Source organism: Streptomyces sp. NBC_01232 (genome assembly GCF_035989885.1).
GTDB lineage: Bacteria > Actinomycetota > Actinomycetes > Streptomycetales > Streptomycetaceae > Streptomyces.
In genome coordinates this window covers 6,292,280-6,308,281 of sequence record NZ_CP108518.1, presented here as the reverse complement: position 1 = coordinate 6,308,281, position 16,002 = coordinate 6,292,280, and the positions used below count along the sequence as shown (strand labels likewise).

The window sequence follows — 16,002 nt, the reverse complement described above, 5'->3', positions numbered from 1 at the left end:
TTCGGGGGGCGGGCTTCGGCCATTCGAATACCTGTCTAAGATTCACCCGTATGACGGACAAGCACGCGCGGCCCGGGCGCCGCCGCCGCATTCTGCGGATCACCCTCCTGCTGGTCGCCGTGCTGATCCTGGGCACGGCCGGGGCCGGCTGGTGGACGTACAGCCACCTCAACTCCAATATCGACAGCGTCGACCTGGACCGGGCGATCGGCGACAACAGGCCCGCGAAGGTCGTCGCGAACGCGCAGAACATCCTGGTGCTCGGCTCCGACTCGCGCGCCGGGGCCAACGCCGATCTCGACCACGGCGACGTCAGCGGCGCCCGCTCGGACACCGCGATGCTGGTGCACATACCCGAGGGCCGGTCCAAGGCGACCGCGGTGAGCATCCCCCGCGACACCCTGATCACCCGGCCCGAGTGCAAGGACGCGAACGGCAAGACCGTGCCGTCCGCCAAGCGGGTCATGTTCAACTCCGTCTACTCGCTGGCCGGTCCGGCCTGTGTGGTCAACACGGTCGAGCAGCTGTCCGGCGTACGCGTGGACCACTTCGTCGAGGTGGACTTCGCCGGCTTCAAGGGCCTGGTGGACGCGTTGGGCGGGGTCACCGTCACCCTGGACAAGCCGATGAGCGGCGCCAAGGGCGGCCTCAAGCTGGACGCGGGCACGCACCGGCTGAACGGCACCGACTCGCTCAAGTTCGTCCGTACCCGCTACGGCTACGGCGACGGCAGCGACCTCGGCCGCATCGGCCTGCAGCAGCAGTTCATGCTGGCGATGCTGTCCGAGATCAAGAAGCAGGACGCCCTCGGCAACCCGGCGCGGCTCTACAAGCTCGCGGACGCCGGCACCAAGTCGCTGACCACCGACTCCGACCTCGCCTCGCTCACCGCGCTGTCCGACTTCGCGCAGAGCATGAAGGGCGTGAATCCGGAGACGATGGAGACCATCATGCTGCCGGTCGCCTACGACAAGGTCGACCCGAATCGCGTGATCGTGGCCGAACCGCAGGCGACCCAGCTGTGGGAGGCCCTGCGCAACGACCAGAAGGTCCCGGCCTCGGCGAAGGACTCCCCCGCCAAGGGCTGAGGCTCCGGCCGCCGCACCGCGCTCAGGACGCAGCGGGCCCGTACGGGAGGGAATCCCGTACGGGCCCGCTGCGTCCTGAGCGGTCCGGGCCGGCGGTCAGAACTCCGCTTCCTGGCCGACCTTGTGCAGGCGGCTGTTGCGGTAGCCGTAGGCGAAGTAGACGACGATGCCGATGGCCATCCAGATGCCGAAGCGCAGCCAGGTCTCGGCCGGCAGGTTGAGCATCAGCCAGAACGAGGCCGCGATCGACAGGATCGGGACGAACGGCACCCACGGGGTGCGGAAGGACCGGTGCAGGTCGGGTCGGGACTTGCGGAGGATGATCACGCCGAGGGCGACCACCACGAAGGCGAACAGGGTGCCGATGTTCACCAGTTCAGCGAGGCTCTCCAGGCTGGTGAAGCCTGCGACGACCGCGATGATCCCGCCGAGCAGCATGGTCGCCCGGTAGGGGGTGCGGTACTTCGGGTGCGTCACGGAGAAGACGCGCGGCAGCAGTCCGTCGCGGCTCATCGCGAAGAACACGCGGGTCTGGCCGAGCAGCAGAATCATGCACACGGTGATCAGACCGACGGACGCACCGAGGCTGATGGCGCCCGAGAAGAACGGCTGGTTCACCGATTTGAAGGCTTCGGCGAGCGGCGCGGTCGGGGACATCTCCGAGTACTTCTGCATGCCCGTGACCACCAGGGTCACGGCGACGTAGAGCACGGTGCAGATCAGCAGCGAGCCGAGGATGCCGCGCGGCATGTCCCGCTGGGGGTTCTTGGTCTCCTCTGCCGCCGTCGCCACCACGTCGAAGCCGATGAAGGCGAAGAAGATGAGCGAGGCCGCCGTGAAGATGCCCATGACGCCGAAGTTCGTGGGCTCGTAGCCGAAGAGCAACTGGACCAGTGGCGCGTGCCAGCCGCTGACGCCCTCGGCCTGTGGCACGGCCGGCGGGATGAACGGCGAGTAGTTGTCGGCCTTGATGAAGAACAGGCCCGCGACGATGACCAGCAGCACGACCGTGACCTTGATGGCGACGACGACCGCGGTGATCCGGGCCGAGAGCTTCGTCCCGACGACCAGGATCCACGTCAGCACCAGGACCAGCAGGAACGCCAGCAGGTCGAAGTGCCCGCCGGCATCGGGGCCGGACAGGGAGGTCGGCAGGGTCCAGCCGAGGTTGGTGTCCATGAGGTGGCGCACGTACCCGGACCAGCCGACCGCGACGACGGCCGTGCCGAGTGCGAACTCCAGCACCAGGTCCCAGCCGATGATCCAGGCGGGCAGCTCGCCGATCGAGGCGTACGAGAACGTGTACGCCGACCCGGCCACCGGGACGGTGGACGCGAATTCGGCGTAGCAGAGCGCCGCGAGGGCGCAGACGATGCCCGCGGCCACGAAGGCGAGGGCGGTGGCGGGACCGGCATTGTTGCGGGCGGCGATGCCCGTCAGGACGAAAATGCCGGTGCCGATGATGACGCCCACACCGAAGACCGTGAGGTCCCAGGCGGAGAGCGACTTTCGGAGGGCGTGTTCCGGCTCCTCCGTGTCGCGGATGGATTGCTCCACCGTCTTGGTGCGGAATGGGCTGTTCAGATCCTTGCTCACCGACGCCTCCGAGAGGTGACGACGCACGAACGGGCCGGGCGCACGAACGGGCCGGGAGGCCCACTCCTCAAGAGTGATCTCCCGGCCCGTGACGTGCAACCGCGCGTCGATCTACGAACGGCGCAAGCGGTGGTTTCCGGACTAGTCGACGGTGGCGGCCGGCTCGCTGTCGTAACGGCCGTCCAGCTTCGCCACGAGGCCGGTGACCTGCCGGGCGATGTCCGGCGCGGTCAGGCCGATCTCCGCCATGATCTCCTTGCGGAGGGCGTGGTCGAGGAAGCGCTGCGGAATGCCGAAGTCGCGCAGCGGTACGTCGACACCCGCGTCCCGCAGGGCCTGCGAGACGGCGGCGCCCACACCGCCGGTACGGCCGTTGTCCTCGACGGTGACGACCACGCGGTGACGGTCCGCGAGCGGGGCCAGGGCCTCGTCCACGGGCTTGACCCAGCGGGGGTCGACGACGGTCGTGGAGATGCCCTGCTTGTCCAGCAGATCGGCGATTTCCAGGCACATCGGGGCGAGTGCGCCGACCGAGACGAGCAGTACGTCCGGACGGGTGACCTCGGCGCCCGGGGCGCGCAGGACGTCCATGCCGCCGATCCGGCCGACGGCCGGAACGGCCGGGCCGACGACGCCCTTGGAGTAGCGCACGACGGTCGGGGCGTCCTTGACCTCGACGGCCTCGCGGAGCTGGGCGCGCAGCTGCTCGGCGTCGCGCGGGGCGGCCAGCCGCAGGCCGGGCACGACCTGGAGGATGGACATGTCCCACATGCCGTTGTGGGAGGCGCCGTCGTCACCGGTGACACCGGCGCGGTCCAGGACGAAGGTGACCCCGCACTTGTGCAGGGCGACATCCATCAGGACCTGGTCGAAGGCGCGGTTGAGGAAGGTCGCGTACACCGCGAAGACCGGGTGGACCCCGCCGGTGGCCAGGCCCGCCGCCGAGGTGGCGCCGTGCTGCTCGGCGATGCCCACGTCGTAGATCCGGTTCGGGAAGGCCTCGGCGAACTTGTTGAGGCCGACCGGGTGGAGCATGGCGGCGGTGATGCCGACGATGTCCTCGCGCTCGTGGCCGAGCTTGACCATCTCGTCCGCGAAGACGGAGGTCCAGCTGGCCGCGGCGGTCTTCACCGGCAGGCCGGTGTCGGGGTGGATCACGCCGACCGCGTGGAAGCGGTCCGCCTCGTGCTCCAGGGCCGGGGTGTAGCCGCGGCCCTTCTGGGTGAGGCAGTGCACGATGACCGGGCCGCTGAAACGCTTGGCGCGCTGCAGGGCGGACTCCAGGGCCTCGATGTCGTGGCCGTCGATGGGCCCGATGTACTTGAGGCCGAGGTCCTCGAACATGCCCTGCGGGGCGATGAAGTCCTTGAGGCCCTTCTTGGCGCCGTGCAAAGTCTCGAAGAGCGGCTTCCCGACGACCGGGGTGCGCTCCAGGATCTCCTTGCCGCGGGCCAGGAACCGCTCGTAGCCGTCCGTGGTGCGCAGGGTGGCCAGGTGGTTCGCGAGGCCGCCGATGGTGGGCCCGTAGGAGCGCTCGTTGTCGTTGACGACGATGACCAGCGGGCGGTCCTTGGCGGCGGCGATGTTGTTCAGCGCCTCCCAGGCCATGCCGCCGGTCAGCGCGCCGTCGCCGATGACGGCGGCGACGTGGTGGTCCTCGCGGCCCAGCACCTCATTGGCCTTGGCCAGGCCGTCGGCCCAGCCGAGCACGGTGGAGGCGTGGGAGTTCTCGATCACGTCGTGGTCGGACTCGGCGCGCGAGGGGTAGCCGGAGAGGCCGTTCTTGGTGCGCAGGCCGGCGAAGTCCTGGCGGCCCGTGAGCAGCTTGTGGACGTAGGCCTGGTGGCCGGTGTCGAAGAGGACCTTGTCCTTCGGCGAGTCGAAGACCCGGTGCAGGGCGATCGTCAGTTCGACCACCCCGAGGTTGGGGCCGAGGTGCCCGCCGGTCTTGGAGACGGCGTCGACGAGGAAGGACCTGATCTCGGCCGCGAGCTGGTCGAGCTCCTCCTGGCTGAGCCGGTCCAGATCGCGCGGTCCCTTGATGCGGGTCAGCAGCACCCGTGCCTCCTTGCAGTTGCTTGCTGGTCTGTCGAGTCTAATGTTCCGTTCCCGGGCACGGTCATCGGGCCGTCCCTGGGGCGTCACACCTTTGTCATACATGTACGCATGATCGCGCGGCCACACATCACATACGGATGTATACCCGCACATGAGTACCCCGTACGTGCACGCACGGATGCCCGGCGCCACGAGAAGTGGCGCCGGGCACTGTGACCGGTCTTACCGCCGGATGCCGCTCCGGCGGGCGGTCGGACGCGCGATCAGGCGCGGCCGGCCGTCTTCTGGGTCTTGCGGGTCACCGAGTCGATCACCACGGTCGCCAGCAGCACCGCGCCGGTGATCATGTACTGGATCGGCGTCGCAATGCCTTCCAGGGCCAGACCGTACTGGATCGAGACGATGACCATGACGCCGAGGAGGGCGTTCCAGGTCCGGCCCCGGCCGCCGAAGAGGCTGGTGCCGCCGATGACGGCCGCCGCGATCACGTTCATCAGCAGGTCGCCGGCGCCGGCGCTCTGGTTGGCCGCCGCGATCTTGGATGCCCAGAACAGGCCGCCGATGGCGGCGAAGGTGCTGGAGATCGCGAAGACCGTGATCCGGATCCGGGTGACGTTGATGCCCGCACGGCGGGAGGCCTCGACGCTGCCACCCAGTGCGAAAACGTTTCGCCCGAAGGTCGTGCGGCGCAGCAGGAAGTCCGTGACGACCAGGGCCAGCAGGAAGAGCACCACCGCGAGCGGCAGACCCTTGTACTGGTTGAACAGCACGGCGGGACCGAAGGTGCACAGCGCGAGCAGGCCGGTGCGCAGCAGGATCTCGACGAGCGGCCGGGAGGGCATCCCGGCCGCCTCGCGGCGCCTCGCGTCGAGGAAGGCCGCGAGGAAGTAGCCGGCCACCGCGAGCGCGGCCAGCCCGTAGGCGACGGCCACCTCCGAGAAGAAGTACGTGGTCAGCTGGCCGACCACGCCGTCGGAGTCGATGTTGATCGTGCCGTTGCTGCCGAGGATCTGCAGCATCGCGCCGAGCCAGAAGAGCAGGCCCGACAGGGTGACGGCGAAGGCCGGGGCGCCGATCTTGGCGAAGAAGAAGCCGTGGATGGAGCCGATCAGGGCGCCTCCCACGATGGCCGCGAGGATGGCCAGCCATTCGTTCACGCCGTTGGTGACGGCGAGGACGGCGACGATGGCGCCCGAGACACCGCTCACCGAGCCGACCGAGAGGTCGATCTCACCGAGCAGCAGCACGAAGATGATGCCGATGGCGATCATGCCGGTGCCGGTCATCGTGATCGCGATGTTGGTGAGGTTCTCCGGGGAGAGGAAGTTCGAGTTCAGCCCCTGGAAGATCGACCAGATGACGATCAGGCCGATGACGACCGGGAGGGAACCGAGGTCGCCCGCCTTCATCTTGCGCTTGAACTCGCCCACGTATCCGGCGAGGCCCTCTTCGCGGACGAGCAGGCGGGGGTCCACGGCCGGGATCGCGTCGTGCGCGGCCGCGGGGTTGACCGGGTCGATGTGCTCCGGCTGGTCCACGGGGCCCTTGTCCAGTGGACCGGTGGCAGGGTTCTGGGTGCTCACTTGCCGGCCTCCGAGGTGCGGGCCGCCCGGCGGGTCACGGCGTTGTCCGTGGCACCGGTGATGGCGGAGATGATCTCTTCCTGCGAGGTGTCGGCGACGTTGAAGACACCGTTGTTGCGGCCCAGCCGCAGAACCGCCACCTTGTCGGCGACGGCCTTCACATCGGCCATGTTGTGGCTGATGAGGATGACGGCGTGGCCGCGCTCGCGCAGCCGCTCGACCAGGTCGAGGACCTGTGCGGTCTGCTCGACACCGAGGGCGGCGGTGGGCTCGTCGAGGATGACGAGCTTGGGCTCGCCCAGCATGGAACGTGCGATCGCCACGGTCTGGCGCTGACCGCCGGAGAGCGAGGCGATCGGGATGCGGACACTGGGGATCCGGATGGACAGGGTGGTCAGGAGCTCGCGGGCGCGGCGCTCCATCTCCACCTCGTCGAGGATGCCGAAGCTCTTGAGCTCACGGCCGAGGAAGAGGTTGCCGACAACGTCGATGTTGTCGCACAGCGCCAGGTCCTGGTAGACCGTCGCGATGCCCAGGTTCTGGGCGTCGTGGGGCTTGCCGATGGAGACCGGGCGCCCTTCCCACTCGATGACACCTTCATCGATGGGGTGCACGCCGGCGATCGTCTTGACCAGCGTGGACTTTCCGGCACCGTTGTCGCCGACGAGGGCGACCACTTCACCGGAGTGGATCTCGAGTTCTACGTCGGTGAGGGCCTGAACGGCGCCGAACCGCTTCGAGACCCCTCGCAACGCCAGCACGGGCGCAGCGGACACATGAACCATCTCCTTCGCCGCCTGACCGGCGGGGATGTCGTGCAAAAAGAGCAGGAGCGGGGCGAATGGGGGAACGTTTCTGCCCGGCGCCCCGCCCAGTGGCGGGGATGAGTGGGCGGGACGCCGGTCAGGGATGGGGGGCCGCCTCGCGAGGAGGCGACGGGGGCCGCTACTTCAGGCCGGCTGCGGCGCAGGCCGCCGCGTACTTGTCGGAGCAGATCTCGTCGACCGAGTAGACGCCGTCCTTGACGACGGTGTCCTTGATGTTGGCCTTGGTCAGCGAGATGACCGGGATCAGCACGGAGGGAACGCCCTTGGTGGTGGGGCTGTCGACCGTGGACGTGGTGCCCTCGGGCTTGCCGCCCTTGGCGAGGGCGACGGCCATCTTCGCGGCGGCCTCGGCCTCGGGGGCGTACGGCTTGTAGACGCTCATGAACTGCTCGCCCGCGACGATGCGCTGCACGCCGGCGAGTTCGGCGTCCTGGCCGGTGACGGGGGGCAGCGGGGAGACGCCGGCGGCCTTGAGGGCGGTGATGATGCCGCCCGCCATGCCGTCGTTGGCCGAGTAGACGCCGATGACCTTGTCCTTGCCGAGCGCGGAGAGCGCGGCCGCCATGTTGGTGTTGGCGTTCTCCGGCTTCCACTCGACGGTGTCGTACTCCTTGCCGACATTCACCTTGCCGTCGAGCACGGAGTGCGCACCGGACTTGAAGAGCTTGGCGTTCGGGTCGGTGACCGAACCGTTCATCATGACGATCTGGCCGTCCTTGGCCTTGTCGCCCAGGGCCTCCAGCAGGGCCTTGCCCTGGACCTTGCCGACCTCTTCGTTGTCGAAGGAGGTGTAGGCGTCGATCGGGCCCTCGGCCAGGCGGTCGTAGGAGACGACCGGGATGCCGGCCTCCTTCGCCTTCTTGACCGAGCCGGCGATGGCCTTGGAGTCCACCGCGTCGATGATCAGGACGTCCACCTTGTTGGTGATCATCGTGTCGACCTGGGAGTTCTGCGTGGTCGCGTCCTGCTTGGCGTTGGCGTAGACGACCTCGCCCTTGCCGCCGGTGAGCTCGGCGACCTTCTTCTCGATGAGCGGCTTGTCGAACTTCTCGTAACGCGCGGTCTGGTTCTCCGGCAGGAGCAGACCGACCTTGATCGCGTCGCCCTTGGCAGCGCCGGAGGACTCCTTGGTCTTGTCGCCGGCCTCCTTGGCACTGCCACAAGCGGCGAGGGAAACGGCCATGGCGCCGGCGGCAACGGCTACAGCGGCTCTGCGCATACGCGTGTTCATTACTTGAACCTCCCTGACGAGGCCGCTACGCCGCGGCCGAGGTGGATGTGAGTCAACCCCGGCCGCGTTTTGCCGTCAAGGAGTGAATTCTTAACGAGATGACAACGGTGCCATTCGTTATCTACCTGAAGACAAGACGGCGGGAGCTCGCACTCCACTTCCATGATCTGACAAAAGTGTCGAATCGCCCATCTCGCTGAGTACGAGTGCCAGTGCGCCCAGCACTTCGGCGCGCCCTCCGAGGTTCCCCGTCAGCACCGACAACTGCCGGGCCGCACTGGGGATCGCGTACCTCCCGACCGATTCGCGGATGGGGGCGAGCACGAGCTCACCGGCCTCCGCCAGCGAGCCGCCCAGCACCACCCGGCTCGGGTTCAGCAGGTTGCACAGACTGGCCACGCCGCTGCCGATGTGCCGGCCCACGTCCGTGATCACCCGGCGGCAGCCCGGGTCCCCCTCGCGGGCCAGCTCGACCACCCGCTCCATCGTCAACTCCGGGCCGTGCGTGCCCTGGAGCAGCGGCAGCACGTACCGGGCGGCGGCGAAGGTCTCCAGGCAGCCGCGGTTGCCGCAGCGGCAGACGGGGCCCGATTCGTCCAGGGTGATGTGCCCGATCTCGCCCGCCGTGCCGCCCGGTCCGCGGTAGATCTGGCCGTTGATCACGAGGCCTGCGCCGACGCCGCTGGCCACCTTGATGTAGGCGAGGTCCTTTACTCCCCGCCCGCTCCCCCAAACGAGTTCGCCGAGGGCGCCGAGGTTCGCGTCGTTGTCCACGTACACGGGCACCCCGAGGCGCTGCGAGAGCTCCTGACGGGGGTTGATGCCCGCCCAGCCCGGCAGGATCGCCGTCGAGCCCAGGGTCCCCGACTCCACGTCGATCGGTCCGGGCACGCCGAGCCCGACGCCGATGACCTTCTCCAGGCCCACCCCGATGTCCGCGATCAGCCGTCCGACCAGGGCTTCGGCCCGGTCGAAGCCGTCCGCCCAGGATGCGTCGACGTCCAGCGGCTCGGACTCCTCGGCCAGCACCTGGTGGGCGAGGTTCCCCACCGCCACCCGCAGGTGGGTGTGGCCGAAGTCCACACCGATGACGATGCCGGCGTCACCGCTGAGCGAGACGCTGCGCGCGCGGCGGCCGCCGGCCGACGTATCGGTGACCTCGACGGTCCCGCCGTCCTTCAGCTCCCGGACGATGTTGGAGACCGTGGCCGCCGACAGTCCGGTGGCGCGGGCGATCTCCGCCTGGGTCAGCGATCCAGCGAGCCGCACCGCCCGCACGACCCGTTCGAGATTCGCGCGATGCAGTGACGACTGCGATCCGGGAGTCTGCACGACTCATCCACTCCTGCCCATTAGCGACGGCCAGCCGTCGCCCCCCGGCCGGGGCACGTCACGGCTTCACGCTCCGAGACCCCGGCATCTCTCCAACTTGTGAACCTTAAGTCGAGCCTTTGCGCTTCCACACGTCAAGAGGCTGACACGGCATGAACCGCCCACTACCGACCCAAAGGGGGAGAGAAGCGGCCCCTGGATCGTGCTACGGTCGCCGAGACGCCGATCATCTGCGGCCATTCCGGCCGGATCGGGCGTCTCGCAATGACCGCGCTATGCAAGGAGGTGTTCGGGATGAGTCCCGATCGAAGTCCTTGCAGCGCTCCCGTCGGCTGACCTTGTGACCGGCTGACCTTTCTCCGAGTGCCCGCGGCAGCGGCGGACCGCTGCCCCGTGCGCGCTTGCGCTGCTTACTTCCACGTTCCCTTCCTTCCGCATGCCCTGCCAACTCCGCCGGGCGTGCGTCATCCATGCCCATCGGCGTGCCCGCGTCCCCTCGGGCCGTTCCGCGCCGACCCATGATCACTCCACGTGACCGCTCGGCTTCGCGCTGCCCGGACACCGTGGAGGGAGGTATTCGTCATGACCATGCTCACCCCCCGTACTCCGGCCAAGCTCGCACCGCCGGGCCGGTCCCGGCGCGAGCGCAAGGCCGCCGAGCTGGAGTCCCGTACCCGGCTCGTCGGCGAGCGCCTCACCGCGATCAGCGCCCGCTCCGGCGTCCAGGTCCTGCAGGAGGTGGACGCCTCGACGGCCGGCCTCACCCACGCCGAGGCCGCACTGCGCCTGGAGCGCCACGGCCCGAACGTCGTCGCCCAGGAGCGCGCGCCCCGCTGGTACGTCCAGCTGGCGAAGGCCTTCTGGAACCCCTTCATCGCCGTCCTGGCCTTCCTGGCCGCCGTCATGTACTGGCAGGACCCCGAGGATCCGGGCGTCGCCATCCTCTCCGTGATGGTGGGGATCAGCGGGCTGCTGCGCTTCTGGCAGGAGTTCCGCTCGGGCCGCGCCGCAGATGCGCTGAAGCAGCTCGTCACCACCACCTGCGCGGTGCAGCGCAGGGCCGGCAGCGGCTCCGCGCCCACCACGTTCGAGGTACCCATGGACCAGGTGGTCCCGGGCGACGTGGTCAAGCTGGCGGCAGGCGACCTGATCCCGGCCGACCTGCGGATCGTCACCGCCAAGGACCTGAGCGTCGCGCAGGCGGCCCTGTCCGGCGAGTCCCTGCCGGTGGCGAAGGCCGACACCCGCGCACCGGACCTCGGCCGGCCGGACACCACCGACCCGGTGGAGGCCGACAACCTGGCCCTGATGGGCACCTCGGTCACCTCCGGCACCGCCACCGGGGTCGTCGTCGCCACCGGCGCCGACACCTACTTCGGCTCGATGGCGGGCTCGCTGGTCGGCGAGCGCCCGCAGACCAACTTCGACACCGGCGTGCGCAGGGTCAGCTTCCTGCTGATCCGCTTCATGCTGGTGATGGTCCCGGTCGTCTTCATGATCAACGGCTTCACGAAGGGCGACTGGGACGAGGCCTTCCTCTTCGGCATCGCCGTCGCCGTCGGGCTGACCCCCGAGATGCTGCCGATGGTCGTCTCCGCCAACCTGGCGCGCGGCGCGGTCGCCATGTCCAGGCGCAAGGTGGTCGTCAAGCGGCTCAACGCCATCCAGAACCTGGGCGCGATGGACGTGCTCTGCACGGACAAGACCGGCACCCTCACCGAGGACCGGATCGTCCTGGACCGGTACCTGGACGTGCACGGCCAGGAGGACGGCGAGGTCCTGGAGTACGGCTACCTCAACTCGCACTTCCAGACCGGCCTGAAGAACCTGATGGACCGGGCCGTCATCGACCGCGTGGACGAGGCCGAGGAGGTTGTCGTCGACGCACGGTTCTCGATGGTCGACGAGATCCCCTTCGACTTCGCCCGGCGCAGGATGACCGTGGTCCTGGACCGCAACAGCACGGTGGGCGACTTCGGCCGCTCCGAACACATCATGATCACCAAGGGTGCCGTCGAGGAGGTCCTGGACCTCTGCACGCACATGACGGACCGCGGCCAGGGGGTCCCCCCGGCCGAAGGCTGGGGGAGGGTCGAGCTCACCGAGCAGCTGCGGTGGCACGTCACCCGGATCGCCGAGGACAACAACCGGCAGGGCCTGCGGGTCCTCGCCGTCGCCACCCGCACGATCGACACCCCGCGCGAGACCTACTCGGTCGCGGACGAGGACCGGCTCACCCTCGTCGGCTTCCTGGCCTTCCTCGACCCGCCGAAGGCGGACGCCGCCCGGGCCCTGCAGGGTCTGTCTGACAAGGGCATCGCGGTGAAGGTCGTCACCGGCGACAACGAGCTCGTGGCCGCCCGGGTCTGCGCCGACGTCGGCATCGATGTCGGGCAGGTGGTGCCGGGCTCCGGGACCGACGGCCTGGGCGACACCGAACTGCGCGCGCTGGCCGTCCGTACGACGGTCTTCGCCAAGGTCAATCCGGTCCAGAAGGCCCGGATCGTACGGGCCCTGCAGGCGGAGGGACACACCGTCGGGTTCCTCGGCGACGGCATCAACGACGCGGCCGCTCTCCGGGACGCCGACGTCGGCATCTCGGTGGACACCGCCGTGGACATCGCCAAGGAGTCGGCGGACATCATCCTGCTGGAGAAGGACCTGACCGTCCTGGAGCAGGGTGTCGTCCAGGGCCGGACCACCTTCGGCAACACGGTCAAGTACATCAAGATGACCGCGTCGTCGAACTTCGGCAACGTCTTCTCGGTCCTGGTGGCGAGCGCCTTCATCCCCTTCCAGCCGATGCTCGCAATCATGCTGCTGGTCCAGAACCTCGTCTACGACATCTCGCAGCTGGCGACCCCGTGGGACCGGATGGACGAGGAGTACCTGAGGAAGCCCCGCAACTGGGACGCCAAGGGCATCGGCCGCTTCATGGTCACCATCGGTCCGGTCAGCTCGATCTTCGACATCTCGATGTTCCTGATCATGTGGCACGTGTTCGAGGCCAACAGCACGGCGAGCCAGTCCCTCTTCCAGTCCGGCTGGTTCATCGAGGGCCTGCTCTCGCAGACCCTGATCGTCCACATGATCCGCACCCGGAAGATCCCCTTCATCCAGTCCCGCGCCTCCTGGCCGGTGATGGTGATGACCGTCCTCGCGGTGCTGACCGGGCTCTGGCTGCCCTTCTCGCCGCTGGCGCCCTCGCTGGGCTTCGTGGCCCTGCCGGCGAGCTACTTCCCGTGGCTGATCGGCGTACTGCTCGCGTACTGCACGCTCACGCAGCTGGTGAAGACCTGGTACATCCGCAAGTTCAACACCTGGCTGTAGGGGCCTGAACGCGGGAGCCACCCCGTGGTGCCGGTCGGTCGCGCCCGGGACGGGCGGGGGCGAAGAATGAATTGAACACGTTCAGCCCGGCTGGCACTATGGATCCGGACGCCGCCGGCAGGGCCGACGCGTTCGTCCGTCACGCCGCGAGGGGGGATCGAGCGTGCATCAGAAACGTTCCTACGGCAGGGTTCTGCTGGTCTCGACGCTGGTGGGGAACCTGGAGGTGGCGCTCGCCGTCGTGGTGGCGGTGCTGTACGCCCAGACGCAGCCGCCGCCGGACACGCCACCCGACCACACCGCCATCACGGGGGCCGTGTTCTCGGCCTGGCCCCTCGTCGCCGTCATCGCCTTCCTGCTGTCGCTGGTCCTCGTGCTGCCGGCGGTCGCACTGGCCGACCTCCTCGGGCGCCTGCTCGGCCGGCACGCGCCATGGTGGTCGGCGCCGCTGATGGTGGCGGTCCTGCTCGCGCTGCCCGTCTTCGGCTTCTCGGCGCACAACGACGTGCCCACGCGATCCACGCTGATCTTCTGGGCCTGCGCCACCGCCTCGCTCTCGCTGGGCGCGCTGACCGCCCTGCCCAGGCGCGAGGGACTGCTGCGGCGGGTGGCGCTGGGGGGCACGGCGCTGGTGGCGGGCACGGGCCTGCTCGGCGCTCTCGGACTCACCGCCGGCCTGCTGCCCGCGTACGAGCCGCCGAGGATCGGACCGCAGACCATGCCCGGCACCTGGACCGACCACACGAGCGGAACGCTGGTCTTCACCCCGGACGGCCGGGTCACGGCGTCCGGCGTCGGCCTGCACCGCTCCGGCGAGCACCCCAGCGGCCCGTCGCGGCGGTGTTCGGGCTCGGGAACCTGGTCGTACGAGAGCGGGCGGAACGCCCGGTCCCAGGAGGTCCGCGTACGGATCCCCGAGTGCCCGTGGCCGGCCTGGGCCGTCGACGGCACCGCCCGGGAGCCCCGGATCAGCCAGAACGTCGGCGACCCGGGCTCCCGGAGGCTGTACAGGCTGCGGAAGACCTCCGGCGGCTCCTGAGGCCGGAGACCGGGGGCCGGAGCCGCTACTTCAGCGTCGCCGAGGTGAGGCCGGCCTGGATCTGGCGCTGGAAGGAGAGGTAGACCACCAGCATCGGGATCATCGCGATGGTGACACCGGCGAAGAGGACGGGCAGGTCGGTCTCGTACCCCTGTTGCTGCTGGAGCTGGATCAGGCCCTGGGTGAGCAGGTAGCGCTCGGGGTCCGAGCCGGTCTGGGGCTGCATCAGCACCGAGGGCAGGATGTACTGGTTCCACTGGCCCAGGATGTTGAATATCCCGACGCTGATCAGGCCGGGCTTGGCCATCGGCACCATCACCTGGAAGAAGATCCGGGTGTCCGAGGCCCCGTCGATCACCGCCGCCTCGTGCACCGCCGTCGGCAGCGTCCGGAAGAACGAGTGCATGAAGAAGACGGTGAACGGCATCGAGTACGCGACGTACACGAGGATCAGGCCCTGGTACGTGTTCAGCATGTCGAACCGCTTGACCATGAAGAACAGCGGGACGAGCGCGAGGAAGACGGGGAACATCGCCCCGCTGACGAAGAAGTAGTAGACGAACCGGTTCCCCGGGAAGGGGTAGCGGGCCAGTACGTACGCCGCCATCGAGCCGAGCAGCATCGTCAGCGGGACCGAGAACACCATCACGATCAGGGTGTTCGCGAAGTAGTCGCCGATGCCCTTGTCCCAGGCGCGGCCGAAGGCGTCGAGGTTCCAGTTGGAGGGCCAGCTGAGGGCCGATCCGCCGATCTGCGCGTCGGTCTTGAAGGAGCCGAGCGCCAGCCAGATCAGGGGCAGGACGATCAGTACGGCCCAGACGGCGAGGAAGCCGTGGGAGAAGACGTTGAGGACCATGCCCTCGGAGCTCTTCGCGCCCCGTTCGCCGCTCGGTCCGGCTCCCCCGGACCGCTCCGCGGCTGCTTCGCCCGGAGCCTTGATCACTGTGGTCATGAGGGTCTCCCGCTCAGAACTCGATGCGCTCGCGGCGGGTGGCGCGCAGCGTGATGACGGAAAGGATCATGGTGAGGACGAGCATGACCACGCCCATGGCGCAGGCGTAGCCGCTCTTGCCGAAGTAGAGGAAGTTCCTCATCAGCACCGTCGCCATGACCTCGCTGTGGTGGTCGGGGCCGCCGCCGAACTGGCCCGAGGTCATGGTCGACACCAGGACGAACATGTCCATCGCGGCGATGCCCAGGTAGACCGCGGAGGTCTGCACAGAGTCCCACAGCAGGGGCAGGGTGACCTTGAAGAAGGTCTGGGCGCGCCCGGCCCCGTCGAGCAGGGCGGCCTCGTAGATGTCCTTGGGGACGGACTGCATGGCCGCCGAGAACAGGACGAGGTAGAAGCCGACGCCGTGCCAGACGACGACCAGGAGCAGGCACCACAGCACGAGCCGCGGTTCGTTGAGCCATTCGACCGGATGCTGCCGGTCGACCAGGCCGAGGCGGATGAGGACGCCGTTGAGCAGGCCGCCCTCGTCGGTGCGGTACACGGCGCCGAAGAGCACCGCGAGGATGGCGAGGGAGAGGACCTGCGGGAAGAAGTAGACGATCTTGTAGAAGCCCGATCCCCGTACGCCCTGCACCCCGCCGGCCCCGCCCCGCCCGCCCGCGTTCACCATGAAGGCGAAGAAGAGGGCGAGCAGGATGGTGACCACCGGGACGAACACCAGGAGCAGCAGGTTGTTCCACAGGGCGCCGCGGAAGACCTCGTCCTTCATCAGGGCCGTGTAGTTGTCCACCCCGACGAAATCGAAGGTCGGTGACTGGCCCGTCCAGTTGGTGAAGGAGTAGCCGAACGTCTGTACGTACGGCCAGATGACGAAGGTCAGGTACAGCGCGAGGGGTGCGAGGAGGAAGCCGGCGATGAAGCCGCCCCGTCCTCTGCCCTGGGCTACTTGGCTCATGGTGTCCG

At 68.7% G+C, this 16,002-nt stretch carries 11 protein-coding genes; 3 read left to right on the top strand and 8 right to left on the bottom strand.

Features of this window, described 5'->3' with window-relative positions:
- Positions 1-50: 50 nt before the first annotated feature.
- The gene (locus OG444_RS29145; protein ID WP_327264967.1) at positions 51-1,088 is read left to right on the top strand and encodes an LCP family protein; all 1,038 of its coding nucleotides are present in this window, start codon (positions 51-53) and stop codon (positions 1,086-1,088) included.
- A gap of 96 nt (positions 1,089-1,184) precedes the next feature.
- Here the strand turns inward: OG444_RS29145 and OG444_RS29140 are convergent, their stop codons facing one another.
- From OG444_RS29140 to OG444_RS29115, 6 genes are all read right to left on the bottom strand, one after another.
- A complete protein-coding gene (locus tag OG444_RS29140) occupies positions 1,185-2,684 on the bottom strand; it encodes an amino acid permease (protein WP_327264966.1) in 1,500 nt (499 codons plus the stop codon).
- A gap of 141 nt (positions 2,685-2,825) precedes the next feature.
- Positions 2,826-4,742 (bottom strand): 1-deoxy-D-xylulose-5-phosphate synthase, encoded by a 1,917-nt coding sequence (gene dxs / locus OG444_RS29135; RefSeq protein ID WP_327264965.1) that lies wholly within the window; start codon positions 4,740-4,742, stop codon positions 2,826-2,828.
- A 263-nt stretch (positions 4,743-5,005) separates the two neighbouring features.
- On the bottom strand, positions 5,006-6,295 hold the full coding sequence (locus OG444_RS29130) for a sugar ABC transporter permease (protein WP_327266968.1): 1,290 nt from the start codon (positions 6,293-6,295) through the stop codon (positions 5,006-5,008).
- Positions 6,296-6,321: 26 nt separating this feature from the next.
- Entirely contained in the window at positions 6,322-7,110 is a 789-nt protein-coding gene (locus OG444_RS29125) for an ATP-binding cassette domain-containing protein (protein WP_030386091.1), read from the bottom strand.
- Positions 7,111-7,270: 160 nt separating this feature from the next.
- Entirely contained in the window at positions 7,271-8,383 is a 1,113-nt protein-coding gene (locus OG444_RS29120) for a sugar ABC transporter substrate-binding protein (RefSeq protein WP_327264964.1), read from the bottom strand.
- A 117-nt stretch (positions 8,384-8,500) separates the two neighbouring features.
- Positions 8,501-9,715, bottom strand: a complete 1,215-nt coding sequence (locus tag OG444_RS29115) for an ROK family transcriptional regulator (RefSeq protein WP_030008678.1) — start codon at positions 9,713-9,715, stop codon at positions 8,501-8,503.
- A gap of 582 nt (positions 9,716-10,297) precedes the next feature.
- On the opposite strand from OG444_RS29115, the gene mgtA reads away from it, so the two are divergent.
- Together mgtA and OG444_RS29105 are read left to right on the top strand one after the other, a co-directional pair.
- Entirely contained in the window at positions 10,298-13,045 is a 2,748-nt protein-coding gene (mgtA, locus tag OG444_RS29110) for a magnesium-translocating P-type ATPase (RefSeq protein WP_327264963.1), read from the top strand.
- Between the two features lie 163 nt (positions 13,046-13,208).
- Positions 13,209-14,084, top strand: a complete 876-nt coding sequence (locus tag OG444_RS29105) for a hypothetical protein (protein WP_327264962.1) — start codon at positions 13,209-13,211, stop codon at positions 14,082-14,084.
- Positions 14,085-14,109: 25 nt separating this feature from the next.
- Here the strand turns inward: OG444_RS29105 and OG444_RS29100 are convergent, their stop codons facing one another.
- Positions 14,110-15,036 (bottom strand): carbohydrate ABC transporter permease, encoded by a 927-nt coding sequence (locus tag OG444_RS29100; RefSeq protein ID WP_327264961.1) that lies wholly within the window; start codon positions 15,034-15,036, stop codon positions 14,110-14,112.
- A 13-nt stretch (positions 15,037-15,049) separates the two neighbouring features.
- Positions 15,050-15,994, bottom strand: coding sequence for a carbohydrate ABC transporter permease (locus OG444_RS29095; RefSeq protein WP_327264960.1), 945 nt, complete (start codon positions 15,992-15,994; stop codon positions 15,050-15,052).
- Positions 15,995-16,002: the final 8 nt, after the last annotated feature.